The organism is Ruegeria sp. SAZA006 (assembly GCF_059613465.1).
The window spans coordinates 109,977-135,633 of sequence record NZ_JBXWSO010000017.1; the positions used below are offsets into that span (position 1 = coordinate 109,977).

Annotated in this window: 23 protein-coding genes; 19 read left to right on the forward strand and 4 right to left on the reverse strand. The window is 61.6% G+C overall.

The genetic code is table 11. The annotated features are described in order from the left end of the window. The first annotated feature begins 84 nt into the window (after nucleotides 1-84). Complete coding sequence (locus AC2FNZ_RS18400) at nucleotides 85-765, forward strand: response regulator transcription factor (protein WP_093961855.1); 681 nt, start codon at nucleotides 85-87, stop codon at nucleotides 763-765. Further along, nucleotides 758-2,128 carry a sensor histidine kinase gene (locus AC2FNZ_RS18405; protein ID WP_496841548.1) on the forward strand — a complete coding sequence of 457 codons (1,371 nt, stop codon included), beginning with the start codon at nucleotides 758-760 and terminating at the stop codon, nucleotides 2,126-2,128. Before AC2FNZ_RS18400 ends, AC2FNZ_RS18405 begins: the two co-directional genes overlap by 8 nt. A gap of 24 nt (nucleotides 2,129-2,152) precedes the next feature. Here the strand turns inward: AC2FNZ_RS18405 and AC2FNZ_RS18410 are convergent, their stop codons facing one another. Continuing rightward, nucleotides 2,153-3,331 (reverse strand): cytochrome P450, encoded by a 1,179-nt coding sequence (locus AC2FNZ_RS18410; protein WP_496841660.1) that lies wholly within the window; start codon nucleotides 3,329-3,331, stop codon nucleotides 2,153-2,155. Between the two features lie 142 nt (nucleotides 3,332-3,473). On the opposite strand from AC2FNZ_RS18410, the gene AC2FNZ_RS18415 reads away from it, so the two are divergent. After that, nucleotides 3,474-3,821: a TfoX/Sxy family protein gene (locus tag AC2FNZ_RS18415; RefSeq protein WP_093961853.1), complete on the forward strand. Its 348-nt coding sequence runs from the start codon at nucleotides 3,474-3,476 to the stop codon at nucleotides 3,819-3,821. 60 nt (nucleotides 3,822-3,881) lie between these two features. Here the strand turns inward: AC2FNZ_RS18415 and ndk are convergent, their stop codons facing one another. Further along, on the reverse strand, nucleotides 3,882-4,304 hold the full coding sequence (gene ndk, locus AC2FNZ_RS18420; protein WP_027237357.1) for a nucleoside-diphosphate kinase: 423 nt from the start codon (nucleotides 4,302-4,304) through the stop codon (nucleotides 3,882-3,884). 119 nt (nucleotides 4,305-4,423) lie between these two features. Further along, the gene (locus AC2FNZ_RS18425) at nucleotides 4,424-5,626 is read right to left on the reverse strand and encodes a multidrug effflux MFS transporter (protein WP_496841550.1); all 1,203 of its coding nucleotides are present in this window, start codon (nucleotides 5,624-5,626) and stop codon (nucleotides 4,424-4,426) included. 106 nt (nucleotides 5,627-5,732) lie between these two features. On the opposite strand from AC2FNZ_RS18425, the gene AC2FNZ_RS18430 reads away from it, so the two are divergent. The 10 genes from AC2FNZ_RS18430 to AC2FNZ_RS18475 all read left to right on the forward strand — a co-directional run bounded on the left by AC2FNZ_RS18430 (nucleotide 5,733) and on the right by AC2FNZ_RS18475 (nucleotide 19,023). Then, the gene (locus AC2FNZ_RS18430; RefSeq protein WP_496841551.1) at nucleotides 5,733-7,586 is read left to right on the forward strand and encodes an ABC-F family ATP-binding cassette domain-containing protein; all 1,854 of its coding nucleotides are present in this window, start codon (nucleotides 5,733-5,735) and stop codon (nucleotides 7,584-7,586) included. Then, a complete protein-coding gene (locus AC2FNZ_RS18435) occupies nucleotides 7,583-8,203 on the forward strand; it encodes a MarC family protein (RefSeq protein ID WP_093961850.1) in 621 nt (206 codons plus the stop codon). The genes AC2FNZ_RS18430 and AC2FNZ_RS18435 overlap by 4 nt, the downstream gene beginning before the upstream one ends. Before the next feature lie 42 nt (nucleotides 8,204-8,245). Next, entirely contained in the window at nucleotides 8,246-8,827 is a 582-nt protein-coding gene (locus AC2FNZ_RS18440; protein WP_496841553.1) for a retropepsin-like aspartic protease family protein, read from the forward strand. A gap of 51 nt (nucleotides 8,828-8,878) precedes the next feature. Beyond that, the gene (locus AC2FNZ_RS18445) at nucleotides 8,879-9,499 is read left to right on the forward strand and encodes an ImuA family protein (protein WP_093961848.1); all 621 of its coding nucleotides are present in this window, start codon (nucleotides 8,879-8,881) and stop codon (nucleotides 9,497-9,499) included. Between the two features lie 66 nt (nucleotides 9,500-9,565). Continuing rightward, entirely contained in the window at nucleotides 9,566-10,780 is a 1,215-nt protein-coding gene (locus AC2FNZ_RS18450) for an MFS transporter (RefSeq protein ID WP_496841554.1), read from the forward strand. Further along, nucleotides 10,777-11,376, forward strand: a complete 600-nt coding sequence (locus AC2FNZ_RS18455; RefSeq protein ID WP_496841555.1) for a YceI family protein — start codon at nucleotides 10,777-10,779, stop codon at nucleotides 11,374-11,376. Before AC2FNZ_RS18450 ends, AC2FNZ_RS18455 begins: the two co-directional genes overlap by 4 nt. Before the next feature lie 76 nt (nucleotides 11,377-11,452). After that, nucleotides 11,453-12,676, forward strand: a complete 1,224-nt coding sequence (locus tag AC2FNZ_RS18460) for an MFS transporter (RefSeq protein ID WP_496841557.1) — start codon at nucleotides 11,453-11,455, stop codon at nucleotides 12,674-12,676. Between the two features lie 69 nt (nucleotides 12,677-12,745). Then, complete coding sequence (metG, locus tag AC2FNZ_RS18465) at nucleotides 12,746-14,464, forward strand: methionine--tRNA ligase (protein WP_496841558.1); 1,719 nt, start codon at nucleotides 12,746-12,748, stop codon at nucleotides 14,462-14,464. A gap of 239 nt (nucleotides 14,465-14,703) precedes the next feature. Continuing rightward, on the forward strand, nucleotides 14,704-15,882 hold the full coding sequence (locus tag AC2FNZ_RS18470; RefSeq protein WP_496841560.1) for an efflux RND transporter periplasmic adaptor subunit: 1,179 nt from the start codon (nucleotides 14,704-14,706) through the stop codon (nucleotides 15,880-15,882). A gap of 3 nt (nucleotides 15,883-15,885) precedes the next feature. Then, nucleotides 15,886-19,023 (forward strand): efflux RND transporter permease subunit, encoded by a 3,138-nt coding sequence (locus AC2FNZ_RS18475; RefSeq protein ID WP_496833097.1) that lies wholly within the window; start codon nucleotides 15,886-15,888, stop codon nucleotides 19,021-19,023. Between the two features lie 58 nt (nucleotides 19,024-19,081). Here AC2FNZ_RS18475 and glpD read toward each other — a convergent pair whose 3' ends face one another. Next, nucleotides 19,082-20,674, reverse strand: a complete 1,593-nt coding sequence (gene glpD, locus AC2FNZ_RS18480) for a glycerol-3-phosphate dehydrogenase (protein WP_496833098.1) — start codon at nucleotides 20,672-20,674, stop codon at nucleotides 19,082-19,084. Between the two features lie 217 nt (nucleotides 20,675-20,891). Here glpD and AC2FNZ_RS18485 point away from each other — a divergent pair, with 217 nt between their 5' ends. From AC2FNZ_RS18485 to AC2FNZ_RS18510, 6 genes are all read left to right on the forward strand, one after another. Then, nucleotides 20,892-21,653, forward strand: coding sequence for a DeoR/GlpR family DNA-binding transcription regulator (locus AC2FNZ_RS18485; protein WP_093962933.1), 762 nt, complete (start codon nucleotides 20,892-20,894; stop codon nucleotides 21,651-21,653). A 110-nt stretch (nucleotides 21,654-21,763) separates the two neighbouring features. Continuing rightward, the gene (locus AC2FNZ_RS18490; protein ID WP_170339565.1) at nucleotides 21,764-21,919 is read left to right on the forward strand and encodes a DUF5993 family protein; all 156 of its coding nucleotides are present in this window, start codon (nucleotides 21,764-21,766) and stop codon (nucleotides 21,917-21,919) included. A 12-nt stretch (nucleotides 21,920-21,931) separates the two neighbouring features. Beyond that, nucleotides 21,932-22,501 (forward strand): disulfide bond formation protein B, encoded by a 570-nt coding sequence (locus AC2FNZ_RS18495; protein ID WP_170439523.1) that lies wholly within the window; start codon nucleotides 21,932-21,934, stop codon nucleotides 22,499-22,501. Nucleotides 22,502-22,535: 34 nt separating this feature from the next. Continuing rightward, the gene (locus AC2FNZ_RS18500; protein ID WP_093961840.1) at nucleotides 22,536-22,895 is read left to right on the forward strand and encodes a DUF3302 domain-containing protein; all 360 of its coding nucleotides are present in this window, start codon (nucleotides 22,536-22,538) and stop codon (nucleotides 22,893-22,895) included. Between the two features lie 21 nt (nucleotides 22,896-22,916). Further along, nucleotides 22,917-24,062, forward strand: coding sequence for an HlyD family secretion protein (locus tag AC2FNZ_RS18505; RefSeq protein ID WP_496841561.1), 1,146 nt, complete (start codon nucleotides 22,917-22,919; stop codon nucleotides 24,060-24,062). A 2-nt stretch (nucleotides 24,063-24,064) separates the two neighbouring features. After that, nucleotides 24,065-25,657 (forward strand): efflux transporter outer membrane subunit, encoded by a 1,593-nt coding sequence (locus tag AC2FNZ_RS18510; RefSeq protein WP_496841562.1) that lies wholly within the window; start codon nucleotides 24,065-24,067, stop codon nucleotides 25,655-25,657.

A 25,657-nucleotide genomic window follows, 5' to 3' on the forward strand; every position in this document is an offset into this window, starting at 1 on the left:
GGATTGCCGGGTGCGGATTTCGCACCCGGCAGTTTTTTTACCTGTCCATACGTGATTATATCCTGAGTGAAAGGAAATCCGACCATGAGCAGACGTCTGTTGATCGTTGAGGATGATGAAGACACGCGGGACTTCATCGCCAAGGGATTTGGCGAGGAAGGTTATGTCGTTGAATGCGCCGAGGACGGCCGCGAAGGTTTGTACCACGCGACCGACGGCGGATTTGACGCGGTCGTTCTGGACAGGATGCTGCCCGGGCTGGACGGCCTGGCTCTGATCAAGTCAATGCGCGCCGCCGGGGTCAAGACGCCGGTTCTGATGCTGACAGCCATGAGCGCCGTGGACGAGCGGGTGAAAGGGCTGCATGCGGGTGCCGACGACTATCTGGTCAAGCCCTTCTCATTTCAGGAACTTCATGCCCGGATCGAAGCCCTGTTGCGCCGACCTCAGGAATCCGAGGAAACCCCAACCCTCAAATGCCGCGACCTTGAAATGGATCTGTTGACCCGAAAGGTCACGCGCAACGGTCGCGAGATCACCCTGACGCCCAGAGAGTTCCAGATTCTGGAATTCTTCCTTCGCCGGAAAAACCGGGTGGTGTCGAGGACGATGCTTCTTGAAGGTGTCTGGGACTATCATTTCGACCCGAACACAAACGTCGTCGACGTTCATATCTCCAAACTGCGTCGGCAATTGGACGAAGGTGGTGAACCACCGCTGATCGAAACCGTGCGCGGGGCCGGTTACATGGTTTCTGATGGTTAAGTCGCCCTTGTCGTTCAAGGACTCCAGGACGCGGCTGGTGCTGGCGAGCATGGTGCTCAGCACATTGCTGACCGCGGCCGTATTGTTGCTGGTCTATATCACCGCCAACCGCACGATCGAAGGCGAAACCCGATCTGTCGTGTCCGCCGAACTGACCGGGCTGGCGGATGAGTACGAACGCCTCGGGCTTGTCGGCCTGATGGTGGCCATCGAACGCCGGCTTCCGACCGCGTCCGAGCGTGATGCACTTTATCTGTTGGCTGACCGCTCGGGAAAAACCTTGGCCGGCAACCTCAAGCGATGGCCCGAAGGCATCGCCGCTGGCAGTGGGTGGGTGGATCTGGAGCTGCGCAGAACCGAGACGGATCAACTGGTCCCGATCTCCGCCGCATCAATCCTGCTGCCCGGCGGCGAAAGGCTGTTGGTTGGCCGCGACGCCCTCGCCCGTCAGCAGTTCGACCGGGTGCTGTTTCATTCGGTGGCGCTGGCCCTGGGCGCGGCCCTTGCGCTGAGCATTCTGACCGGTTGGCTTTTGACCCGTCTGGTGTTTTCGCGGCTGAAGGATATCGCCGACACCGCAGAAACCATCGTGTCCGGCGACCTATCCCAACGAATGCCACAGCGTGGTACCGGCGACGAGTTCGACCAGATGGCAGGCACATTGAACAACATGCTGGACCGGATCGAAGAGTTGGTCAGCAACTTGCGCACCACGTCGAATTCGATCGCGCATGATCTGCGGTCACCTCTGTCCCGGTTGAAGCAGCGGGTGGTCGCCTTGGCCGAGCCAGGCAAAAGCGACCCGGATCGTGAGGTCGACATCGCCCGGGCAACGGCCGAAATCGATCACGTGTTGCGAGTTCTCGGGCAGCTGACCGAGATCTCACGCGCCGAGGCCGGATTGGGGCGGGAGCAGTTTGAACCTGTGGACCTTGAACGCTTGGTCAACGATGCTGTGGAGTTGTACGAACCGGTCGCGGCCGACAAGGATGTGCGCCTCGAGGTCACGGGTCGGGCGGCTCCGATCATGGGGCACCGCCCTTTGCTGTCGCAGGCCCTGTCGAACCTTCTGGAAAACGCCATGCGCTATGCCCCTGAAGGAACTGCAATTTCCATCGAACTGCGCGAAGACGGCCCGTTTGCCCTGCTGAGTGTCCGCGATCGCGGCCCGGGCGTGCCGGCCGAGATGCTGTCGCAGCTTCAACTGCCTTTCGTCACGCTCGATCCCGCGCGGTCGGACCGAAACTCAGGCCTCGGACTGGCTCTGGTGGCGGCCATCACCCGCATGCATGGCGGGGGCTTCAGTGCTCAGAATGCAGATCCCGGATTGAAGGCAGTTCTGAAGCTGGCGCAAAAACCCTAGGTTAACGCCCCACCTTTTTGCGGATCAAATGGACGCAGGCAAGGAAGCGTATCCGCGGAACCGCATACGTCCGCCTCTGACACGTTCATCGGGCAGTTGGAAATCTGGGAACCTTGTCACGAACCGCGACAGGGCGACCCGCCCTTCAAGGCGCGCAAGTGTAAGGCCTGCGCAGACATGCGGCCCGCCGGCAAAGGCAAGGTGACGGTTCGGTTTGCGCGAAATGTCGAACCGGCCCGGGTCTGGAAACACGGCCGGATCCCTGTTTGCAGCGCCGATACACAGATGAAGGTTGGTGCCCTTTGCGATTGGACGCCCGTCAATCACGACGTCAGCCGTCGTTTCCCGGTTGCCGAACTGGTTGGGTGAACGGAACCGCAAAACCTCTTCGACCGCCGAATTGATGAGGCTTGGATCATCCACAAGCCGCTGACGCTGCTCCGGGTGGTCATGCAGCAGGGCCAACCCGTTTCCGATCAGGTTCGTCGTGGTTTCATGACCCGCATTCAGAATGAAGATGCAATTCTGAAGCAACTCGATTTCACTCAGCTTTTCGTCGGCCCCTTCACCGCGGATCAACCGGGTCAATACGTCGGTTTCGGGGTCGCCGGGCGTGGCCCTGCGCCGAGCCACCAGATCGGCCAGATACTCCTTGAAGTCCCGAACGGCCGCATGGCCGTCTTCGAGTTGCTTGGCGGTCAATGCCGGTTCGAGCGCCCCAAGAATGGCCAGGGACCAGTCGCGCAGCGGTTCGCGCTCGTCCACCGGTACGTCCAGAAGGTTTCCGATGATCTGGATCGGGATGGTGGCGGCATAGTCTTCGATCAGATCCACTTGCCGCTTGTCTTCCAGGCGATCCAGCAAGAGATCGACAGTCTGGATCAAACCGGGCTCCATCCGGGCGATGGCGCGCGGGGTCAGGGCCGAAGTCATGATTTTGCGAACCCGCGTGTGCAATGGCGGATCCGAGAACACCAGCGAGGTGGTGTGATGCTCGAACAAGGGCGATCCGGGACCAAATTTTGGCGCGAACACGGCCTTTTTGTCGGACGAGTACAGGGTCGTGTCCCGATAGATCCGGTCCAGATCAGCATGCCGCGACAATAGAACCGAGCCATCGGGCTGCGCCAGAACCGGCGCCGAAGACAGCAGCGCATCATAAAACGGGAAGGGATTGTCGATGAAGCCCTCAGGCGGGTTCATCAGGTCCAGATTACTGATGTCGCTTGTCAATTCCTTCCCCCTCCTGCACGGACCCGTCGCTCAATGCCTAGCGCAACGGAATTCGTCGCACAACGTTCCGGCGGGCAGTGACAGCACGCCCCGGCAAAGCTAAGAAAGAAACATGCCCGAACCTGTGTCTTCCATCCGCAACCTTGGACCTGCTTTCGAACAGGCCTGTGCCCGTGCGGGCATCCACTCGGCCGAAGAGCTGCGCGAGCTTGGTGCCGATGCGGCCTATGCCCGGCTGATACAGGCCGGAACCCGGCCCCATTTCATCGGCTATTACGTTTTGGTCATGGGCTTGCAGGGCCGCCCCTGGAACGATTGCAAGGGCGAAGAAAAGAAAGCCCTGCGCGCAAGGTTCGATGCTTTGAAATCGTCAACGAACCGGGCTCCGGCGTCCCGGATCATCGCGGATCTGGATGCCATCGGTGTACGCGTCGGCCCTGACGATCTGAAATCCGTCTGACCAACAAAAAACCGCGCCCGAAATCGGACGCGGCAATCTCGACAGGTATCGTGGTGCGGCTTAGCCGACCAGTTCGATGCCCGAGAAGAAATATGCGATCTCAACCGCTGCGGTTTCCGGCGCGTCCGAGCCGTGAACCGAGTTCTCACCGACCGACTCGGCGAACTCGGCGCGGATGGTGCCCGGTGCCGCATCGGCGGGGTTGGTTGCACCCATCACTTCGCGGTTCTTGGCGATGGCGTTTTCGCCTTCCAGAACCTGAACGACAACCGGTGCAGACGACATGAACTCGCACAGTTCGTCATAGAACGGACGCTCGGCATGAACTTCGTAGAACTTGCCGGCCTGTTCCTTGGTCATGTGGATGCGCTTCTGCGCGACGATGCGCAGGCCGGCTTCCTCGAACTTGGCGTTGATCTTGCCAGTCAGGTTGCGGCGGGTTGCATCGGGCTTGATGATCGAAAAAGTGCGTTCCAGTGCCATATCGGGCCTCTCCTTGGTCTGACGGCGCGGGCTGGGCCGCGCGAAATTCATCGCGCGCCGCCTAACACGGTATTTCGCCCGTGAAAAGTGGAATGATGGCGCGATCGCGCCTTTGGGCGTCAGATTGCGTCGGGAAGCGGGTCCCGTGCATCCACCCAACGGACATACTGAACGGCCAAAAGGCCCAGAAAGCTACTGCCTGCCATCATCGACAGCACCAGATACGGCCCGTTTTCAGGGCTGACCGCAGCTCCGGTGATCGAAGTAATGACCGCACCGAGCGCGACGATCAGAGCCCCGGAAAGGCCCGCCGCGCTGCCGGCCAGCTGGGGGCGAACCGACATGACCCCTGCAGACGCGTTGGCGTTCGTCAAACCGTTTCCAAAACCAACAAAGATAGCTGATCCGAAAAACACCCAGACCGACCCCATTCCCACTAAAAACAGCAGCAGCCCGCAGAACGGCCCAACCGAGGCGATGATGCGTCCGGCCAGAATCATCGTCGTCAGCCGAGTACGCGCGGCGATCCGACCCGTCACGAAATTGCCGACCATGAAACCTCCGGTGATGATGCCGATCCCCAGGCCCAGCGTCGCGGGGCTCAGATCGAACCAGGCGGCGGCCACCAGGGGCGCTCCGGTGATGAAACTGTAGAACCCCCCGATCGAGAATGCCGCGCACAACGCGTAGCCCCAGAACCGCCGGGCACGGAACAGGTGCGGGTATTCGCGCATCTGCGCGGCGAAAGTGCCGGACCGGTTGCGGTTGGTCTCGCCCATATCCGCCCAGAGCAGCGTCAGCAGCGCCGCCCCAGCAACCGTGTAAAAGACGAACCCGGCCCGCCACCCGAACATCATGTCCAAAGTGCCGCCCAGCATGGGGCCCAGCATCGGCGCCAAAGCCATCGCCATGGCGACATATCCCAGCTTGCTTGCGGCCTCGTTGGGCGGAAACTGGTCGCGGATCGACGCGGCAGACAGCACCGAGCCCCCAACCACGGCGGCCTGCATCAGACGGAACCCCAGAAAGGTCCAGATCGACTCGGCCAGAACACAGCCCAGTGACGCCGCCACAAAAACCGTCATGCAGGTCAAAAGAACCGGCCGGCGCCCGAACCGGTCGGACATTGGCCCAAGGATCAGTTGCAGTACGGCGGACACGGCCAGATAGGCCGCGATTGACAGGTTCACCAGCGCATAATCCGCCCGAAAATCGACCGCCATGTTCGCAAGGGACGGAAGGAACATGTTCAGCGACAGCACGGACAGACCGGTCGCTAGGACAAGGGTCACCAAAGAGGGTGGAGTTTGTACCGCCCGCATCTCAACATCCGAATTTCGTTCATCTGCAAAAGCGCTAGCACAGCACATGTGGTTTGCACATGGCTTGCGTCTGGCGGTGCCAGTATCGCTCTGCTAAGAGCGGCCCATGCTACGGATCGAGAACATCACCTATTCGGTTGAGGGCCGCCCCCTGTTCGAGGGCGCCAGCGCCACCATTCCCGAAGGCCACAAGGTGGGTCTGGTCGGCCGCAACGGCACCGGCAAGACCACTCTGTTCCGCCTGATCCGGGGCGAGTTGGCGCTGGAATCGGGCACGATCACCCTGCCCCGCCGCGCGCGGATCGGCGGTGTGTCACAAGAGGTGCCCTCGTCAAACGTGTCGCTGATCGACACGGTCCTGGCCGCCGATGCCGAGCGCAGCGCCCTGATGGCCGAGGCGCAGCAGGCCACCGACCCCGACCGGATTGCCGAGATTCAGACCCGGCTGGCCGATATCGACGCCTGGTCGGCCGAAGCCCGCGCGGCCACGATCCTCAAGGGGCTGGGCTTTGACGATGCCGACCAGCAGCGTCCCTGTTCCGATTTCTCGGGCGGCTGGCGGATGCGGGTCGCTTTGGCGGCGGTTCTTTTCTCGCAGCCCGACCTGCTTCTGCTGGACGAACCGACCAACTATCTGGACCTTGAAGGCGCGCTGTGGCTGGAAAGCTATCTGGCGAAATATCCGCATACGGTCATCGTCATCAGCCACGACCGGGGCCTGCTGAACCGGGCGGTCGGCTCGATCCTGCATCTGGAAGACCGCCAGCTGACCTATTACGCGGTGCCCTATGACAAGTTCGCCGAACGCCGCGCCGAACGTCTGGCCCAGGCCGAGGCCGAAAACGCCAAGGCCAAGGCCCGCATCGCCCATTTGCAGAGCTTCGTTGACCGGTTCCGCTACAAGGCGTCCAAGGCCGTTCAGGCACAATCGCGGCTGAAGATGATCGAACGCATCCAGTTGATCTCGACCCCGCAAGAGGCCGCCCTGCGTGCCTTTTCATTCCCCGAACCCGAGGAACTGTCGCCCCCGATCATCCAGATCGAGGGCGGCGTGACCGGCTATGGCGACACCGAGGTGCTGCGCCGTCTGAACCTGCGCATCGATCAGGACGACCGGATCGCGCTGTTGGGCAAAAACGGTCAGGGCAAATCGACCCTGTCCAAGCTGCTGTCGGACCGGCTGCCCCTGATGGCGGGCAAGATGGCTCGCAGCAGCAAGCTGCGCATCGGGTATTTCGCCCAGCATCAGGTGGACGAGCTGCATGTGGACGAAACACCGCTGGATCACCTGCGGCGCCTGCGCCCGACCGAGACCCCGGCCCAGCTGCGCGCGCGTCTGGCCGGTTTCGGGCTGGGCGCGGATCAGGCTGAAACCGAGGTGGGCCGCCTGTCGGGCGGCCAGAAAGCGCGCCTGTCGCTGCTGATCGCGACGATCGACGCGCCGCACATGCTGATCCTCGACGAGCCGACCAACCACCTGGACATCGAAAGTCGCGAGGCCCTTGTCGAGGCGCTGACCGCCTATTCCGGCGCGGTGGTTCTGGTCAGCCACGACATGCACCTTCTGGCGTTGGTGGCAGACCGGCTGTGGCTGGTCTCGGACGGTACGGTCAAACCCTTTGACGGCGACCTTGAAGCCTATCGCCAGATGCTGCTGGCGCGCGACAAGCCACCGGCGCGGGAAAAAACAGCCGCCAAACCCAAACGTGCCTCTCGCGACACCATCCTGGCGCTTCGGGCCGACCTGCGGAAATGCGAGGAACGGCTGGAGAAGCTGGCCGAGATGCACGAAAAGCTCTCGGCCAAATTGTCCGATCCGTCCTTGTACGAGGATGACCGCGTCGGTGATCTGGAAACCTGGAACCGCAAGTTTGCCGAGGTGGTCGAGGCTATGCAGCGCGCCGAGGCGCTGTGGGTCGCCGCCGCCGAGCGGCTGGAAAACGCAGAGGCCGCCGCATGATCGAAATGGCATTCTTCATAACCGCGTTCACAACCCTGTTCGTTGTGATCGACCCCTTTGGCACCGCACCGATCTTCGTCGCGCTGACGCAAGGAATGGACCCGGCCACCCGTCGCCGCGTCGCCTACCGCACGTGCCTGACCGCTTCGGGCATCCTTATCGCCTTCGCCGCTTTCGGCGAGGCGGTTCTTGGCTTTGTCGGCATCTCGATGGAGGCCTTCAAGGTTGCTGGCGGCGCATTGCTTTTTCTGACCGCGCTCGACATGCTGTTCGAGCGGCGCAACAAACGGCGCGAGGACCGTGCGGAAGAGGAAGAGCACCCTGACCCCTCGGTCTTTCCGCTGGCCATTCCGCTGGTGGCCGGGCCCGGATCGATCGCAACGATCATCCTGCTGGCCGGTGAGCACCCCGGCATTCAGGGCATCGCTGCGGCTGTCGGCGTGATGCTTGCCGTGATGGCAGTTGTCTTGCTGTTCTTCCTGTCCAGCGGCCTGATCGCGCGCATTCTGGGCAAGACCGGGCTGACCGTGCTGACGCGGTTGCTGGGCATGCTGCTGGCGGCGCTGTCGGTTCAGTTCATTCTCGATGGGCTCAAGGCCTTTGGGTTCGCGTCCTGAAGCCCCATATTGACCTTATGAAAGAAGGTTTCGGGTGCCCGCATGGATGGTGACGATTTTGGACGGTTGGCCTATCTGGTTCTGCTGGGAGCCGCACTGCTGATGTGGTTCTTCACTCACAATCGGCAGTCGTTGGGCAAGACCCTGCAGATGGCCATGGCCTGGGTCTTCATCTTCATCGGGATCATTGCCGTTGTCGGCCTTTGGGGCGATATCCGCTCGACCGTTGGCGTATCTCCGCAGATGTCCGTGACCGGAGATGTGATCGAAGTGCCCCGCTCGTTCGACGGACATTATTACTTGCCGATGCTGGTGAATGGCAAACCGGTGACTTTCCTGGTTGATACCGGAGCCAGTCAGATCGTGCTGAGCCCGCAGGATGCGGAGCGCGTCGGGTTCGATACCGATCAGCTGACCTTTCACGGGCGTGCCTCGACCGCAAATGGGGTGGTCCAGACTGCGCCTGTGCGCCTCGACAGTCTGGCGTTGGGGCCCATCACAGACCGAAATGTTCCGGCATGGATCAACGGAGGAGATCTTGACCAGTCCCTGCTGGGCATGGATTACCTGCACCGTTTTTCCAACATCCAGTTTTCTGACGGCCGGATGATCCTGTCGCGCTGAACGGCGGCTTTCGGCATTGAGAACAAAATGGGAACATGCTAGCATTCGGCCATGTCCACGCATCTTCTTGGCCGCAAACCGGCGCGCGCGGCGCCGGGGCTGACCCTGCATGACGAGATTTCGCTGCAACTGGCCCGCGTGCACGAGGCCTGCGGCCCCGCGCGGCGCAGCTTTGCCATGTGGCTGGCCGGTCAGGCGCAAGGGCCGGTCCTGTGGATCTCGCCCGCGTGGGAGGCCGATCAGCTGAACCCCGACGGCATGATGCCCTTTGCCGATCCCGCCCGGTTCCTGTTCGTCCGCCCCACCCGGGCCGAGGACCTGCTGTGGTGCATCGAAGAGGCGCTGCGCAGCGGGGCGGTGCCGCTGGTGATCGGCGACCTGCCGGGGGCACCGGGCCTGACGCCGGTGCGCCGGATGCATCTGGCCGCCGAACAGGGGGGCACGATGGGTCAGGCCCCGCTGGGCCTGCTGCTGACCCCCGGCGACGGCGGCGCGCAGGGCATCGAGACGCGCTGGCACATGGCCCCGGCGCACACGGGCCAGACCCGCCGCTGGACCCTGACTCGCCGCCGCGCCCGCGCCCTGCCCCCGGTCAGCTGGCACGCCACCCAGACCGCGCCGCGCGCCGGGCTGCACCTGCAACGGATCGGCGCCGAGGAAACCTGCGCCTGACCGACCGGCCCCGGGTCACGCAAGTTGTGACTGGTCAAACCGCATCCCGCCCCCTAGCGTGCCGGAATGACCCACCCGATCCACGACAGCCGCTATTCCTGGCTTCGCCTTCTGGTCACGCTGGCCATCGCGGCGGTGGCCAATGTGGGCATGTGGGCGGTGATCGTGGTGATGCCCGCAATCGAGACTCAGTTCGGCGCCAGCCGGGCCGAGGCATCGATGCCCTACACGCTGGCCATGATCGGATTTGCGCTTGGCAACATGTGGCTGGGTCAGGTGGTGGACCGGCTGGGCGTGACCAAGGCGCTGATCGGTGCCGCAGGCCTCAGCGCGCTCAGCTATCTACTGGCGACATGGGCGCCGACGATCACGATGCTGTCGGTGGCGCATCTGATGCTGGGTTTGGGCACCGCCGTCGGGTTCGGCCCGCTGATCGCCGACATCTCGCACTGGTTCCTGCGCCGACGCGGAATCGCCGTCGCGCTGGTGGCCAGCGGAAACTATCTATCCGGCGCGATCTGGCCCACGCTCCTGTCCGGTATCCTTGCCCGCGACGGGTGGCAGCAGGTCTATCTGACATTGGCGGTCATCACTCTGATCGTTGTCATCCCGCTGTCGCTGCTGCTGCGCCGGCAGGTCCCGGTCGAGGCGCATGGCACCGCCGCAGCTGCCGCGCAGATCAACGCGCGCGGCGTCGGCCTGTCGCCGCGGACCCTGCAGTATGTGCTGGGCCTCGCCGGAATCGGCTGCTGCGTCGCCATGTCGATGCCGCAGGTCCACATCGTCTCCTACTGCGTCGGGTTGGGCTATGGCCCGGCGGTCGGGGCCGAGATGCTGTCGCTCATGCTGATGGGCGGTGTCGTCAGCCGGATCATCTCGGGGCTGGTCGCGGACAAGCTGGGCGGCGTTCACACGTTGCTGATCGGGTCGATCCTGCAATGCATCGCCCTGTTCCTGTTCCTACCTTATGACGGGATGGTGTCGCTCTATGTCATCAGCCTGTTGTTCGGACTGGCGCAGGGCGGCATCGTGCCCAGCTATGCGCTGGTCGTCCGCGAATACATGCCCCCGCAAGAAGCCGGGGCACGGGTCGGTTTCGTGATGATGATGACGATCATGGGCATGGCACTGGGTGGCTGGATGTCCGGCTGGATCTATGACGTGACCGGGAAGTATGAACTGGCCTTCGTGAACGGCATCCTGTGGAACGGGCTGAACATCGCCATTATTGCGACATTGCTTATGCGCTCGCGGCCGCGCCACGGGCGGGTTCCGGCATGAATCGCCTGACCCGCCGAACTCTGGTACTGGCGGGGTTGGCATCGCTGCCCTTGGTGCGGCACGCCGTGGCCGCCCCGGTTCCGTATATACTTGAAACACAAGGGACATTGATCGAATTCACATTCGGTCTGGCTGGCTCGGCTCAGACCGGCACCATGCCAATCCAGACCGCTGATGTTCTGGTGGACACGAAAAACCTGCGCAACAGCATGGTCGACGTCGTCCTGAACGTCGCCGAGGCACGCACGAGACTGCCGTTTGCACGCGGCCCGATGCTAAGCCGATCCGTGTTGGATGCCGCGCGGTTTCCATCAATCCACTTCGTCTCGACCGCTGTCAGCCTTGGCCCCGGCGGACGCATTTCCGACGGAGCGACCGTCACAGGCGAATTGACGGTGCGCGACGAGACCCGCCCGATCACCCTTGATGCCACCCTCTATCGCCCGCCGGGATCCGCAAAGGACGACCTGGACCGGTTGTTCATCCATTTGACCGGCGCGTTGAACCGGAACGATTTCGGCGCCACCGGCTATTCGGATCTGGTCGACGAAACTGTGGGATTGAACATACGAACCGAAATTCGCAGAAAACCCTGAAACTGGCGGAAAACGACACCACAAAGTCGAATAGCCGCGCGCATCGTCATACGCCATTCGGACATCTACTGGACCCATGCGTACCATCATCTCATTCGCCGCCCTTTTTCTTTCGGTCATTCTTCTGCAGCTTTCCACGGGCGGCGTGGGTCCGCTGGACGCGATATCCGGCCTGACGCTGGGGTTTTCAACAGAACAGATCGGCCTTCTGGGCTCGGCTCACTTTTTGGGCTTTTTCGCGGGATGCTGGTGGGCGCCAAGGCTGATGGGATCCATCGGGCACTCGCGAGCCTTTGCGGTCTGCACGGCTCTGGGCGCGATGGGTCTGATTGGCCACACCCTGACCGAAAACCCCTATGCCTGGGCAGCGCTGCGCATTGCCTCGGGGACCTGCGTGGCGGGTTGTTATACGGTTATCGAGGCCTGGCTGAACGCAAAAGTCACCAACGAAACCCGCGGCCGCGCAATGGGCACATACCGGCTGGCCGATATGGGAGCATCGCTGAGCGCGCAGTTGATCATCGCCGTTCTGCCACCTGCCTCATATGTCTCTTACAACCTGCTGGCCATCCTGTGCTGTGCCTCGTTGCTGCCGCTGACCCTGACGCGCGCCAGCCAGCCCGAAACCCCGGAGGCACCGCGTTTGCGGCCCAAGCTGGCCTGGCATTGCTCGCCCTTGGCGGTGGCTGGTGTGATCGTCTCGGCCATCAGCTCTGCTTCGTTCCGGATGGTTGGTCCAGTCTACGGACAAGAGGTTGGGCTAGGCGTCGATCAGATCGCGTTCTTTCTGGCCGCTTTTGTTCTGGGCGGCGCGCTGGCGCAGTATCCGGTTGGGTGGCTGGCCGACAAATACGACCGGCGCTGGGTGCTGATCTGGATGTCGATTGCCGCCGTTGTCAGTTGCAGCATCACCATGGCGGCCAGCGGCACAGGCACCGTGGGCGTCATGCTGGCCGCCGGATTGTTCGGCATGACGACCTTTCCGATTTTCTCGATCTCTTCGGCGCATGCCAACGACTTCGCCACCACCGAGCAGCGGGTGGAACTGTCGGCGGCGCTGATGTTCTGGTACGCGCTGGGGGCTATCGCCTCGCCCTATGTTTCCTCGACGCTGATCGAGCAATTCGGCCCCGGCGCGCTGTTTGCCTTCGTGGCATTGGGTCACGCGGTCCTGATCGTCTTTGGACTGGCCCGGATGCGCTCGCGCCCGACACCCGAGGAACGCACGAACTATGTCTACGCACCGCGCACCTCCTTCACAATCGGCCGCCTGCTGAAACGCTCGCGCGAAGGGCGATAGCATTCTGGGGCTGGGATTTCCCGATCCGGTTTGATAGAGCGCGCGCAGACAGTTAGGCGGAAACCAAACATGGCTCGGATTCTCATTACCTCGGCAATTCCCTACATCAACGGGATCAAGCACCTTGGCAACCTGATCGGCTCGCAGCTGCCGGCGGATCTGTTCGCGCGCTACCAGCGCGGCCGCGGCAACGAGGTCATGTTCCTGTGCGCCACCGACGAACACGGCACCCCGGCCGAACTGGCAGCGGCCAAGGCCGGCAAACCGGTGGCCGAATACTGCGCCGAGATGCACGAGGTACAGGCCGACATCGCCAAGCGCTTTGGCCTCAGCTTCGATCACTTCGGCCGGTCGTCCAGCCCGCAGAACCACAAGCTGACACAGCATTTCGCCGGCAAGCTGGCCGAGGCCGGGCTGATCCGCGAAGTGACCGAAAAGCAGGTCTATTCCAACGCTGACGGCCGGTTCCTGCCCGACCGCTACATCGAGGGCACCTGCCCCAACTGCGGTTACGAAAAGGCCCGCGGCGACCAGTGCGAGAACTGCACCAAGCAGCTGGACCCGACCGATCTGATCGACCCGCGCAGCGCGATTTCCGGCTCGACCGACCTTGAGGTGCGCGAGACCAAGCACTTGTACCTGCGCCAGTCGGCGATGAAGGATCAGTTGGACGCCTGGATCGACAGCAAGACCGACTGGCCGGTGCTGACCACTTCGATCGCCAAGAAATGGCTGCATGACGGCGACGGGCTGCAGGACCGCGGCATCACCCGCGATCTGGACTGGGGCATCCCGGTCAAGAAGGGCGACGAAGACTGGCCCGGCATGGAAGGCAAAGTCTTCTACGTCTGGTTCGACGCGCCGATCGAATACATCGCCTGCGCCAAGGAATGGGCTGACGCGCACGGCAAGCCGGATGCGGAATGGGAACGCTGGTGGCGCACCGACAAAGGCGCCGACGACGTGCGCTATGTGCAATTCATGGGCAAGGACAACGTGCCCTTCCACACCCTCTCCTTCCCGGCTACGATCCTGGGCTCGGGCGAGCCATGGAAGCTGGTCGATCACCTGAAGTCGTTCAACTATCTGAACTATGACGGCGGACAGTTCTCGACCAGCCAGGGCCGTGGCGTCTTCATGGACCAGGCGCTGGATATCCTGCCTGCCGACTACTGGCGCTGGTGGCTGCTGAGCCACGCGCCCGAAAGCAGCGACAGCGAATTCACCTGGGAGAACTTCCAGCAATCGGTCAACAAGGACCTGGCCGACGTGCTGGGCAATTTCGTCAGCCGGATCACCAAGTTCTGCCGCTCGAAATACGGCGAAGAGGTTCCGGCCGGTGGCGCATACGGCGAACGCGAACAGGCGCTGATCGAGGAACTGACCAAGCGCATCCGCGCCTACGAGGCGCATATGGAGGCGATGGAGGTGCGCAAATCGGCGCAGGAATTGCGCGCGATCTGGGTTGCGGGCAACGAATACCTGCAGGCCACGGCACCGTGGTCAACCTTCAAAGAAGACCCGGAACAGGCCGCCGCGCAGGTGCGGCTGGGCCTGAACCTCATCCGGCTTTACGCGGTGCTGAGCGCGCCGTTCATTCCCGAGACTTCGGCCAGGATGCTGAGCGCGATGAACACGCTCGACACCAGCTGGCCCGAGGACGTGGACGCCGCGCTGAGCGCCCTGCCCGCCGGGCACGCGTTCACGGTGCCCGACGTCCTGTTCGCCAAGATCACCGACGAACAGCGGGAAGACTGGCAAACACGTTTTGCCGGGGTGCGAAGCTGAGTACATCAAGGGGGCCGGCGGCCCCCTTTTTCACAACCAATTGACCCGACCGATCAAATTAAATCGTCGGACGATATTGGTTCGATGACCGAGACATCCCCGGACAGGGTTCGAGCGTTTAAAATTCAAATACTTGAGAATTTTCAACAATACCTCCATCCTGACTTGGAGTTTAGTCGACTCGGGCTTCAGGAACGGTCCGGTTCGACCCAAATCCCGGTTCGAATGAGGCACTCGCAATGACCGTTGAAAAGACGCTTACCCACACGACCAGCAATCGAACGCTCTCGCGTCTCGGCCTTTGCGCGACTTTGCTGGCAAGCCTTGCGTTTACTCCGGTCGCATTTGCCCAGGATCAGTCGGAAGCACCGCCGCCCAAGGTTTCGATTGCGGCCGCCTATACTCAGGAAATCACCGAGGAGGCTGTTTTCATCGGGCGGGCCGAAGCCACGGACAACGTGGACATCATCGCACGGGTCAGCGGTTTCCTGGAAAGCCGGAATGTCGAAGAAGGCTCGTTGGTCAACGAGGGCGATCTGCTGTTTACCATTGAACCCGACCTGTACCAAGCAACGCTGGACGCCCGAAAAGCGGATCTTGATCGGGCCGAAGCCAATCTGGAACTGGCCAAGGTCGACCTGGCCCGCAAGGAAGAACTGTACAGGCGCGACGCAACGCCGGAATCCGAGCGCGACATTGCCCGCGCGAACGAGCTGGTGGCCGAGGCCGAAGTCAAAGCGGCCAACGCAGCCATTCAGCAGGCGCAGCTCGATTTGGACTACACACAGATCCACGCCCCGTTTTCCGGTCGGATCGGTCGGATCAGCACCAGCGTCGGCGACGTGGTCGGCCCCAACACCGAACCGCTGGTCAACCTGATCAGCGAAGCGCCGATCTACGTGAATTTCTCGTTGAATGAAAAGCAGTTCACCTCCGTTCTTCAGACGGTTGGTGAGACGGCCTCCACCCTCGCTGAAAGCAACAAGAGCCCGATTGTCCGGCTTACGCTGCCCAATGGTACCGAGCTGGAAGAAACCGGCAAGATCGTGTTCGTGGACAACCGGATCGATCCGTTGACCGGCGCGATCACCTTGCGCGCCGAGTTTGCAAACGACAAACGTCTGATCGTGGATGGCGCCTTTCTTAACGTTCACATCGAGGCGCTTGAACCCACGCTTGAGGTGCTGATCCCTCAAGCTGCCCTGCAGCGGGATCAACGCGGAGAGTTTGTCCTGGTGGTCAACGACAAGCAGATGGTCGAACAGCGCTACATCACGACCGGCGAAACGGTCGGCTCTGCCGTGATCGTCAAGGAAGGTCTGCGTGATGGCGAAAGCGTCATCGTGGAAGGGCTGCAAAGGGTGCGCCCGGGTGTTGCCGTTGACGCCGTTGTCGCCTCTGAACAGCCGGGAGAATAATTGATGTTTTCCGCCCTGTTCATCAGCCGGCCCAAGCTGGCACTTGTGATCTCGCTTGTGCTGACAATCATGGGTGCGATCGGCTACATGGTCCTGCCGGTTGCCCAGTTCCCAGACATTACGCCGCCGGTGGTCAGCGTCACGACGACCTACACCGGCGCCAACGCCGAAACCGTTGAAAACACGGTTGCCGCGCCGATCGAAGCGCAGGTCAACGGCGTGGACGACATGATCTACATGACGTCCACATCCTCGGACAACGGCTCGTATTCGCTGAACATCACCTTCGAGGTGGGCACCGACCCCGACATCGCGTCGGTCAACGTGCAGAACCGTGTGGCACAGGCCATGTCCTCGCTCCCGACCGAAGTTACCTCGTCGGGGGTGGTGACGCAGAAAGCGTCGACGAACATGCTGTTGCTGGTCACGCTGACCTCGCCCAACGGCACCTATGACAGCGTGTTTCTATCGAACTACGCGTCGATCAACCTCAAGGATGCGTTGGCGCGGGTGCAGGGCGTTGGCAAGGCCGACGTTCTGACCAACCTGGAATACGCGATGCGGATCTGGATGGACCCCGACAAGATGGCCGCCCTGTCCATCACGCCGGGTGACGTGATCTCGGCCATTCGCGAACAGAACATCGAGGTTTCCGCTGGCTCGATCGGTGCCCCGCCGGTGCCCGAAGGCCAGACGTTCCAATACACGATCAAGACCAAGGGACGCCTCACGTCTGCCAAGGAATTCGGCGATATCGTGATCCGCACCGGCGACGCCGGCTCTATCGTACGGGTCCGCGACATCGCGCGGGTCGAACTGGGCGCTCAGTACTATGCCGCCTCCGGGTTATATCAAGCCGTGCCTGCCACCGTCATCGGCATCTATCAAGCGCCGGGCGCCAATGCGCTGGCGGTGTCCGATCGGGTTCAGACAGAACTGGAGCGCCTGTCGCGCGCCTTTCCGACGGATGTCGAATACGACGTTCCGTTCAACACCACCGATTTCGTCGAACAATCCCTCAACGACGTGGTATCGACGCTGGTTCTGACCTTCATCCTGGTGATTTCGGTCGTGTTCATCTTCTTGGGCAGTTGGCGGGCGACCATCATTCCGGCGGTGGCGATTCCGGTCTCATTGATCGGGACATTTGCGTTCCTGCTGCTGTTCGGGATGTCGCTTAACACAATCTCGCTTTTCGCACTCGTGCTGGCCATCGGGATCGTGGTAGACGACGCTATTGTGGTCGTCGAAAACGTGGAGCGGATCATCGCCGAGGAAGGCCTGCCGCCGGCCGAAGCGACCCGCAAAGCCATGGGGCAGATTACTGGACCGGTCATCGCGACAACTCTGGTTCTTCTGGCCGTGTTCGTGCCCGTGACCTTCATGCCCGGTATCTCGGGGCGGCTGTATTCACAATTCGCGGTAACGATCTCGACCGCCGTCGTCATCTCGTCCATCAATGCGCTGACCTTGTCGCCGGCGCTGTGCGGTTTGGTCCTTCAGGCGCGCTCGGGTCCGCCCAAAGGTCTGCTGGCGGTGTTCGAGAATTTCATCGGGACGATGCGAGCAGGCTATGTGTCCATCGTGCGCAAGCTGCTGATTATCCCTGTGGTCTCGCTTGGGATCATCGCGGGGTTTGCCTTTGGCGGCGTAACGATCATGTCGAATACCTCCAGCGGGTTCCTGCCGCTTGAGGACAACGGCTATCTGTTCGTCGACATCCAATTGCCTGACGCGGCGACACTGGAGAGAACCGAGGCGGTTTCCAAACGTGTCGATGACCAGATCCGCGAGATTCCGGGCGTGGCGAATACAGTTCTGATCAACGGTTTCTCACTGCTGAACGGAACCATCACCAACGGCGCGGCTGTGTTCGTCAACCTCGACAACTGGGATGAACGGCAAGACGAGGATCTGACGGCGGACGCCATCCTGCAGAAGGTACTGGCCATCGCAAACGGCGAATCCGCCGCCTCGATCGTCGCGTTCAACCCGCCGCCGATCCAAGGTCTTGGCATGTCGGCGGGCGTCGAAATGGAGGTTCAGCAAACCGGCGGCGGCTCGCCGCAGGATCTGGCCTCGGCCGTGGGGTCCTTTGTCTACGCGGCCAACCAGCGGCCTGAAATCGGCCAAGCCTACACGACCTTCCGTGCCAACGTCCCGCAGCTGTTCGTGGATCTGGATCGGGAAAAGGCAAAAACGCTGAACGTATCGGTCGCCGAAATCTTCCAGACGATGCAGGCTCAGCTTGGCTCGTACTATGTGAACGACTTCAACCTGTTCGGCCGCGTCTATCGCGTGATGATCCAGGCCGAAGGGTCGTATCGCGACAACGTCGAGGACATCTCGAACCTGTATGTCCGCTCGAACACTGGTGAGATGGTCCCGCTGGGAACGCTGATCGACGTCGAAAACGTGCTTGGCCCGGTTCTGCTGAAGCGCCACAACCTGTTCCGTTCCGCGACGGTGACGGCAGTTCCGGCAGAAGGTCTGTCAACGGGTGATGCGATCACCGTGATGACCGAAGAGTCGGCGACCGCCCTACCCCCGGGGTATGCCTTTGAATGGACCGGTACCGCCCAGCAACAGCTGGCATCCGGCGGGCTGGTCGTGGTGATCTTGGGGCTGGCGATCATGTTCGGGTATTTGTTCCTGGTCGGACAATACGAAAGCTGGACGATGCCGGTCTCAATCCTGCTGTCGGTGATCGTGGCCCTGTTCGGCGCGGTTGCGGCGGTGGCGATCGTGGGCAGTGACATCAACCTGTACACGCAGATCGGGATGATCATGCTGGTGGGGCTTGCGTCAAAGAATGGCATCCTGATCGTGGAGTTCGCGATGGAGCAGCGGGCCAAAGGCCTGTCTGTCAAAGACGCCGCCGCCGAGGCTGCTCATCAGCGTTTCCGGGCCGTCATGATGACCGCGCTGTCTTTCCTGTTGGGCGTTGTGCCCCTGCTGGCAGCCAGCGGCGCTGGTGCCGCCAGCCAGAAGGCAATTGGTGTGGCCGTGTTTGGCGGGATGCTCGCCGCGACCCTGTTCGGGGTGATCCTGGTGCCGGTCCTATATGCGGTGATGCAGAGCATGCGAGAGTGGATCAAGGGCACGAACAAGGATCCCGACCCTTCGGAAAAGGCGGCCTGACCGACAGAAAAAAGATACGCCCCGCGAAAACTGCGGGGCGTTTTTCTTTGGTGGGTTATTAAGCGGTTTTCAGTTGTTCCTGACGACGCTTCTGCATCCAGGTCTCGATCTGCTCAACCTGCTCAGGATTCAGACGCAGTCCCAGTTTGTTTCGACGCCAGATCACATCCTGCGCTGTACGGGCATACTCCTTGTCCATCAGCCATTCGAGCTCACGCTCGGTCAGGGTCGCGCCAAAATCGACGCCCAAATCATCGGCCTGGACCGCGTCCCCGAGAATGATGCGTGCTTCGGTTCCGTACGCATGTACCAGACGGTGCGCCCATTTGTCGGTGAGGAATCCGTAGTTGGCCTTCAACCCGGCAACCAGTGCCTCGACCCCGTCGACCGGGAAATCCCCGCCCGGCAGAGCAACTCCCGCAGTCCAAGGGCCAGACAGGTCTGGGAAGTGCTCGGCCACCTTCTCCATCGCGCTTTCGGCAAGGCGGCGATAGGTTGTGATCTTGCCACCAAACACGTTGAGGACCGGCGCGCCGCCCTCGGCGTCCACTTTCAATGTGTAGTCCCGCGTGGCTGCCGTGGCGCTTTGCGCGCCGTCATCATACAGCGGGCGAACACCGGAATAGGTCCAGACAATGTCGTCACGCGAGACCGGCTTTTTGAAGTATTTGGACGCGAAGGCGCACAGATAGTCCTGCTCGGCCTCGGTGCAGACGGGCGGCTCGGACGGATCGGGGTGGTCCTGATCAGTGGTCCCGATCAGAGTGAAGTCCTGCTCATAAGGAATGGCGAAGATGATGCGCCCGTCCTCACCTTGGAAGAAGTAGCATTTGTCATGGTCGTAGAGACGCGGCGTCACGATATGGCTGCCGCGCACCAGCCGCACGCCCTCGCGTGAGTTCGAACGGATCTTGGTCCGGATGATGTCTCCAACCCACGGCCCGCCCGCATTAATCAGCATCCGCGCGCGCAGTTCACGGGTTTCACCGCCTTCGCAATCCTGCACGGTGATCCGCCAGACATCTTCGCTGCGTTCGGCCGACAGAACTTTGGTGCCCACCAAGATCCGCGCGCCGTGTGCCTCTGCATCGCGTGCGTTCAAGATCACCAGCCTTGAATCCTCGACCCAGCAATCGGAATACTCATACGCGGTGTCGAACTTGTCCTGCAGCGGCGCACCCTCGGGCGCCGAGCGCAGGTTCAATGAACTTGTTCCCGGCAGGATCTTCCGTCCGCCCAGGTTGTCATACATGAACAGCCCCAAACGGATCAGCCAGGCAGGCCGCCGCCCCTTCATCCACGGCATGACCGTCCCCAACAGGCGCGACGTGGGCGTTTCAGAGTCAAACCGCATGTCCGGGTGATACGGCAGAACGAACCGCATCGGCCAACTGATATGCGGCATGGCACGCAAAAGCGTTTCACGTTCGATCAGCGCCTCGCGGACCAGGCGGAACTCGAAATACTCCAGATAGCGCAGCCCTCCGTGAAACAGCTTGGTCGAGGCTGACGAGGTGGCCGAGGCCAGATCGTTCATCTCGGCGAGCGTGACGCTCAACCCGCGCCCTGCCGCATCGCGCGCGATGCCGCAGCCATTGATGCCGCCACCGATGATGAAAAGATCGGTGATCTGGGTGTCCGGCTGTTCCATGTCTGATGATTCCATTTGCAAAAGGGTCGCGCGCATTAACGCGACCGGCACTCGTTTAGTCAATTTCGATTTTCGTTTTTGTTCGCTTTGTCGCATCTCGCCCAACTTGATCGTCATTCACTTCTATATTTTTAGCACACATTCAAGAAAACATCAGGCTTGCGCCCGATGCTAAAAAAGAACAAAAACGAACAGAATCACACCCGCGGAGCCGAATATGTCCCTGTCCTTTCGCCAATCCGACATCCTGAGCCTTGCCAAGCAAAACGGGCGCGTCGCGGTCGAGGATCTGGCCGAGCGGTTCAATGTCACTGTCCAGACCATTCGTCGGGACCTGTCGGAACTGTCCGATGCCGGGATGCTGGACCGCGTTCACGGCGGCGCGGTTCTGAGGTCGGGCGTTTCGAATATCGGTTACGAAGACCGCCGCGGATTGAACGACGAAGCCAAGACCCGCATTGCCAAACGGTGTGCCGCCGACATACCGGACGGAGCATCAGTGTTCATGAACATCGGCACCTCGACTGAGGCCGTGGCGCGGCAACTTCTGACCCACAAGAACCTGATGGTCGTGACCAACAATATGAACGTGGCCAACATTCTGGTCGAAAACCCCGAATGCGAGATCGTGGTCGCTGGTGGTGTTCTGCGCCGCTCCGATGGGGGCCTGATCGGAAACCTGACCGTTTCGACCATTCGCCAGTTCAAGTTTGACTACGCGGTCATAGGGTGTTCTGCGTTGGATGACGAAGGCGATCTGCTGGATTTCGATTTTCAGGAAGTGAACGTCAGCCAGACAATCATCGCGCAGGCGCGGCATACCAGCCTTGTTGCAGACCACTCGAAATTCCAGCGCTCGGCCCCGGCCCGCATCACGTCATTGTCCGAAATCGACACGTTCTACACAGACGCTCCCGTCACATCCGAACTGGCGGCGCGCTGCCAAGAATGGCAGACCCAATTGGTGGTGTGCGGCTAGGGTTCGCTCGCACATAAGGCGAACGGCCGACACCGAAACTTGCCAGATGGCAGCGGGCCTGACAGTATCACCACCATTGCAATCGTTGCACGGGAGGGGAGGACCGAGCCATGATCGCGCTTTTATTTGCGTTACTTACAGCCGTTATGGCGCTGAATTACTTTGGACGGACAAAGGCCGGGAACGTGGTTTTCTTTCTCACGCTGGCGTTGAGCGTCTATTGGCTCAAGTTTCACGCCACCAGCCAGCTGACAATACAGTTGTAGAAAGGGGCGATCATGACACCTGAACTGTCCCGTACTCTGAATGCCCTAGGAATGCTGGCCGTCAGCCTTGTTCTGCTGCTTGCCTATGTCTACCAGCTCCGGTTGTACGAACTACCCTGCCCGCTCTGCCTGTTGCAGCGAGTTGGCTTCGTTGCGGTTGGTGTCGGTCTGGGCTTGAACCTGCTTTATGGCCCGCGGCCCCAACACTATGCGATCATGCTGATTGCAGCCCTCTACGGCGGCAGCGTGTCGGTGCGGCAGATCCTTCTGCACATCGTACCGGGAACCGGGCACTATGGCTCTCCGGTGTTGGGCCTGCACTACTATACCTGGGCGGCCATCTGCTTTTTCCTGATCCTGTTGGGCACCGCGATCATGCTGATGTTCGAGAAACAGTATGCCTCGGACACGCGTGCGGAACCACGCTTTGGCGGCAGCACATTGGCAAAGGTCGCGTTCTTCATCATGCTGGGTCTTGCGGTGCTGAACGCTGGTTCGACGCTGTTGGAATGCGGTCCGGGCATCTGCGCCGACCCGCCGACCAGCTACAAATTGATTGACGAACTGGACACCAACAACTGAGGATGGGGCAACCGTCCAGACAGGAGGCGCGACGATGGGACTACTGGGGCAGCCGCTGGGCTATTATGACTACCTGACATTCGTCGCGCTGATCCTGCTGCTGGCGGCGGTCATGGCCTTGTTTCTGTTCATCATGGGCCTGCCCGGCCGCATCGCAATCAAACGGAACCACCCCCATGCCGAAGCCGTCAAACTGATGGGATGGATGGGGTTTCTGGCGATCATCCCCTGGGTGCACGCCTTTATCTGGGCCTATCATGATGGCATGACCGTGGACATCCGCCGCTTGCCCGAGGGCGAGCGCGAAGCGATCCGCAAGGAGATCGAGCGCCTTGGCGGACAGGTCAAGGACGAATACCGGGCCCCTGCTGCCGACGACCCACAGAAAACCTGACGCCGAAGGAAATCCACCACAATGTTCGTCGCCCTCGGCATCACGCTTTTCTACATCATTTTTGTCTGGTTCATTTTCTTCAAAGCACAATGGCTCAAGTTCAACATTGTCTGGGGGATCGTGTCGTTCTGGGTTGGCGCCCATCTGCTGCTGATCTTCCTGGTCGCGCTGCGGTTCTTCCAACCCTTCTCAATCGACAGCCACGTGGTGCGGTCCACCATCCAGATCGTCCCGAAACTGACCCAACCGACCATCCTGACCGAGGTCTTGGTCGAACCCAACACGCCCATCACCAAGGGCGATCCGCTGTACCGGTTCGATGACACGGTGTTCAAGCTGGCGGTCGAGAACGCGCAGGCCCAACTGGTGGCTGCCGAGCAAAACGCCAAGATCCTCGAACAGGACGTGATCGCCTCGACCGAGGCGGTGGAGCGCGCCAATGCCCAGCTGGCCTATGCGATGACGCAGAAGGCGCGCTATGAAAACCTGGTGCCTGCCGGGGGCGCGCGTCAGGACGAACTGGACCGCTGGAACGAACAAGTGACCGAAGATCAGGCTGCGGTCAAACAGGCTGAGGCCAATCTTAGAAAGGCGCAACTTGCGCAGGAATCACAGATCGACGGAGTGAACACCGGTATCCTTCAGGCCAAGGCGCAGCTGGCCGAAGCGCAGTATTTCCTCGACAATACAACGATCTACGCTCCTGAAAACGGTATGATCGTCTCGCAACAGGCCCGTCCCGGCCTTGTGGTGGGTGATATCCGCCTTGGGGCCATCGCCAGCTTCGTGACCGAGGATTCGCCCTATATCCTGGCCACATACCGTCAGCAGAACCTGAAATTCGTCGAACCCGGTCAGCCCGTCGAAGTCGCGCTGGACCTCTATCCGGGTGAAATTCTGCCCGGCAAGGTCGAGGCCATCTGGTGGGCCACCCGGCAGGGGCAATACCTGCCCTCCGGCCGCCTGCCGGGGTTCGAGCTGCCCAAAATTCCCGGGCGCATCGCGGTGCAGATTTCGGTCGACGTCCCTGAAGGGCATACCTTCCCCGCTGGCGGGCACGCGGCCGTGGCCATCTACACGGGACAAGGCAAAAGCTTCGAGTTTTTGCGCCGCATCAACATCCGCCTCTATTCCTTCGCCAACTTCATCCGACCGTTGGATATCTGAGCATGACACACATGAACCCGGACCATCCGCGCAGGCCACGAAACCGCCGCCGCATGTTGATCGGCACCGCGCTGAGCGCCGCATTGCTGTTTGCCTGCACCCCGGTCGGGCCGGATTTCGTGCGCCCCAACTCGCCGGTCGTGAAACAGTGGATGGAGGCCAACAGCCCCAGCGCCAGCCAGGCCAGCGGTCTGACATCGCGCAGCGCCCCCGTGGTCAAATGGTGGCAGAGCTTCAATGATCCGACCCTGAACAAGCTGGTGGCCGAGGCCTATGCCCAGAACCTGACGCTTCAGGTTGCGGGCGCGCGCGTGTTGCAGGCCCGCGCGCAACTGGGCATCGCCTTCGGCGAGCTCTATCCGCAATCGCAGGCCGTGGGCGGCGCGTTGGAGCGGCGCCGGATCAGCGACAATCTCGGTCCCATTGCCGATATCAACCGGATCATTCCGCTGGATACCGAGTTTTCGACTTCACAGGTGGGATTTGACGCCCAGTGGGAACTGGATGTCTGGGGCGCGCAGCGACGCGGGGTACAGGCAGCGCGGTCGAACCTGGCGCTGCAGGTCGCCAACTATGACGACGCGCTGGTGACGCTGACGGGCGATGTGGCCGCGCTGTACATCAACATCCGCGCGCTGCAGGAGGCTCTGGCCGTCGCACGCGAGAACATCAAGCTGCAGCAGGAAGCCAACGATCTGACGCAGTTGCGGTTCAACAATGGCGTGACGACGGAATTGGATGTGCAGGAGTCCACCGCCCTGCTGAACAACACCAAGGCGCTGGTGCCGACGTTGGAAAGCGATTTGCAGCAGGCCAAGAACGCGCTGGCGGTTCTGCTGGGCACGACACCGTCGCGCATGACCGGTTTGCTGGGAACGTCTGGACGGATTCCGTCGGCAAGATCGAACGTCGCCGTCGGCGTTCCGGCCGAATTGCTGCGCCGCCGCCCCGACGTTCGCGCTGCAGAACTGGCCGCAGCCACGCAATCGGCGCAGGTGGGCATCGCCATGGCGGACCTGTATCCGCAGTTCATCCTGTCGGGCTCGATCGGCCTGCAGGCCTCGGGCGGGCGCGACCTGTTCAGCTCGAACAGCACCACGGGTCTGGCCAGCGCCGGCGTGGTCTGGAACGTTCTGAACTATGGGCGGATAAAGAACAACGTACGTGCGCAGGACGCCGCCTATCAGGCGCTGATCGCCAACTATCAGAACACCGTTCTGACGGCTTATTCCGAGGTCGAAAGCGCCATGGTCGCCTACGCCCAGGCGCGCAAGCAGGTGACGTTTTACCAACGCAGCGTCGACGCGGCGCGCAAGGCCGCCGACATCGCCGTCAGCCAGTATCGCGACGGTATCGCAGACTATTCCCGCGTGCTGAACACGCAGACCGCGCTTCTGCGCTCGCAAGCCAACCTGATCGAGGCGCGCCAGCAGGTGTCGTCGAACCTTGTCGCGGTCTACAAAGGTCTGGGCGGGGGCTGGCAGATTCGTCAGAACCAGGAGTTTCTGCCGGAAACCGTACTGGCCGAGATGTCCTATCGCACCGATTGGGGTGACCTGCTGCAGCAGGATCCGACACGGGCCAGTCTGAACTAG

Bases quoted from the DNA above. Each gene is read 5' to 3' on its own strand.
- AC2FNZ_RS18475 (WP_496833097.1), top strand. From the start codon at position 15,886: ATGTTTTCCGCCCTGTTCATCAGCCGGCCCAAGCTGGCACTTGTGATC.
- AC2FNZ_RS18440 (WP_496841553.1), top strand. From the start codon at position 8,246: ATGGATGGTGACGATTTTGGACGGTTGGCCTATCTGGTTCTGCTGGGA.
- AC2FNZ_RS18470 (WP_496841560.1), top strand. From the start codon at position 14,704: ATGACCGTTGAAAAGACGCTTACCCACACGACCAGCAATCGAACGCTC.
- AC2FNZ_RS18460 (WP_496841557.1), top strand. From the start codon at position 11,453: ATGCGTACCATCATCTCATTCGCCGCCCTTTTTCTTTCGGTCATTCTT.
- AC2FNZ_RS18490 (WP_170339565.1), top strand. From the start codon at position 21,764: ATGATCGCGCTTTTATTTGCGTTACTTACAGCCGTTATGGCGCTGAAT.
- AC2FNZ_RS18425 (WP_496841550.1), bottom strand. From the start codon at position 5,626: ATGCGGGCGGTACAAACTCCACCCTCTTTGGTGACCCTTGTCCTAGCG.
- AC2FNZ_RS18400 (WP_093961855.1), top strand. From the start codon at position 85: ATGAGCAGACGTCTGTTGATCGTTGAGGATGATGAAGACACGCGGGAC.
- AC2FNZ_RS18510 (WP_496841562.1), top strand. From the start codon at position 24,065: ATGACACACATGAACCCGGACCATCCGCGCAGGCCACGAAACCGCCGC.
- AC2FNZ_RS18435 (WP_093961850.1), top strand. From the start codon at position 7,583: ATGATCGAAATGGCATTCTTCATAACCGCGTTCACAACCCTGTTCGTT.
- AC2FNZ_RS18505 (WP_496841561.1), top strand. From the start codon at position 22,917: ATGTTCGTCGCCCTCGGCATCACGCTTTTCTACATCATTTTTGTCTGG.
- AC2FNZ_RS18495 (WP_170439523.1), top strand. From the start codon at position 21,932: ATGACACCTGAACTGTCCCGTACTCTGAATGCCCTAGGAATGCTGGCC.
- metG (WP_496841558.1), top strand. From the start codon at position 12,746: ATGGCTCGGATTCTCATTACCTCGGCAATTCCCTACATCAACGGGATC.
- AC2FNZ_RS18430 (WP_496841551.1), top strand. From the start codon at position 5,733: ATGCTACGGATCGAGAACATCACCTATTCGGTTGAGGGCCGCCCCCTG.
- AC2FNZ_RS18405 (WP_496841548.1), top strand. From the start codon at position 758: ATGGTTAAGTCGCCCTTGTCGTTCAAGGACTCCAGGACGCGGCTGGTG.
- AC2FNZ_RS18445 (WP_093961848.1), top strand. From the start codon at position 8,879: ATGTCCACGCATCTTCTTGGCCGCAAACCGGCGCGCGCGGCGCCGGGG.
- AC2FNZ_RS18410 (WP_496841660.1), bottom strand. From the start codon at position 3,331: ATGAACCCGCCTGAGGGCTTCATCGACAATCCCTTCCCGTTTTATGAT.
- AC2FNZ_RS18450 (WP_496841554.1), top strand. From the start codon at position 9,566: ATGACCCACCCGATCCACGACAGCCGCTATTCCTGGCTTCGCCTTCTG.
- glpD (WP_496833098.1), bottom strand. From the start codon at position 20,674: ATGGAACAGCCGGACACCCAGATCACCGATCTTTTCATCATCGGTGGC.
- AC2FNZ_RS18485 (WP_093962933.1), top strand. From the start codon at position 20,892: ATGTCCCTGTCCTTTCGCCAATCCGACATCCTGAGCCTTGCCAAGCAA.
- AC2FNZ_RS18455 (WP_496841555.1), top strand. From the start codon at position 10,777: ATGAATCGCCTGACCCGCCGAACTCTGGTACTGGCGGGGTTGGCATCG.
- AC2FNZ_RS18415 (WP_093961853.1), top strand. From the start codon at position 3,474: ATGCCCGAACCTGTGTCTTCCATCCGCAACCTTGGACCTGCTTTCGAA.
- ndk (WP_027237357.1), bottom strand. From the start codon at position 4,304: ATGGCACTGGAACGCACTTTTTCGATCATCAAGCCCGATGCAACCCGC.
- AC2FNZ_RS18500 (WP_093961840.1), top strand. From the start codon at position 22,536: ATGGGACTACTGGGGCAGCCGCTGGGCTATTATGACTACCTGACATTC.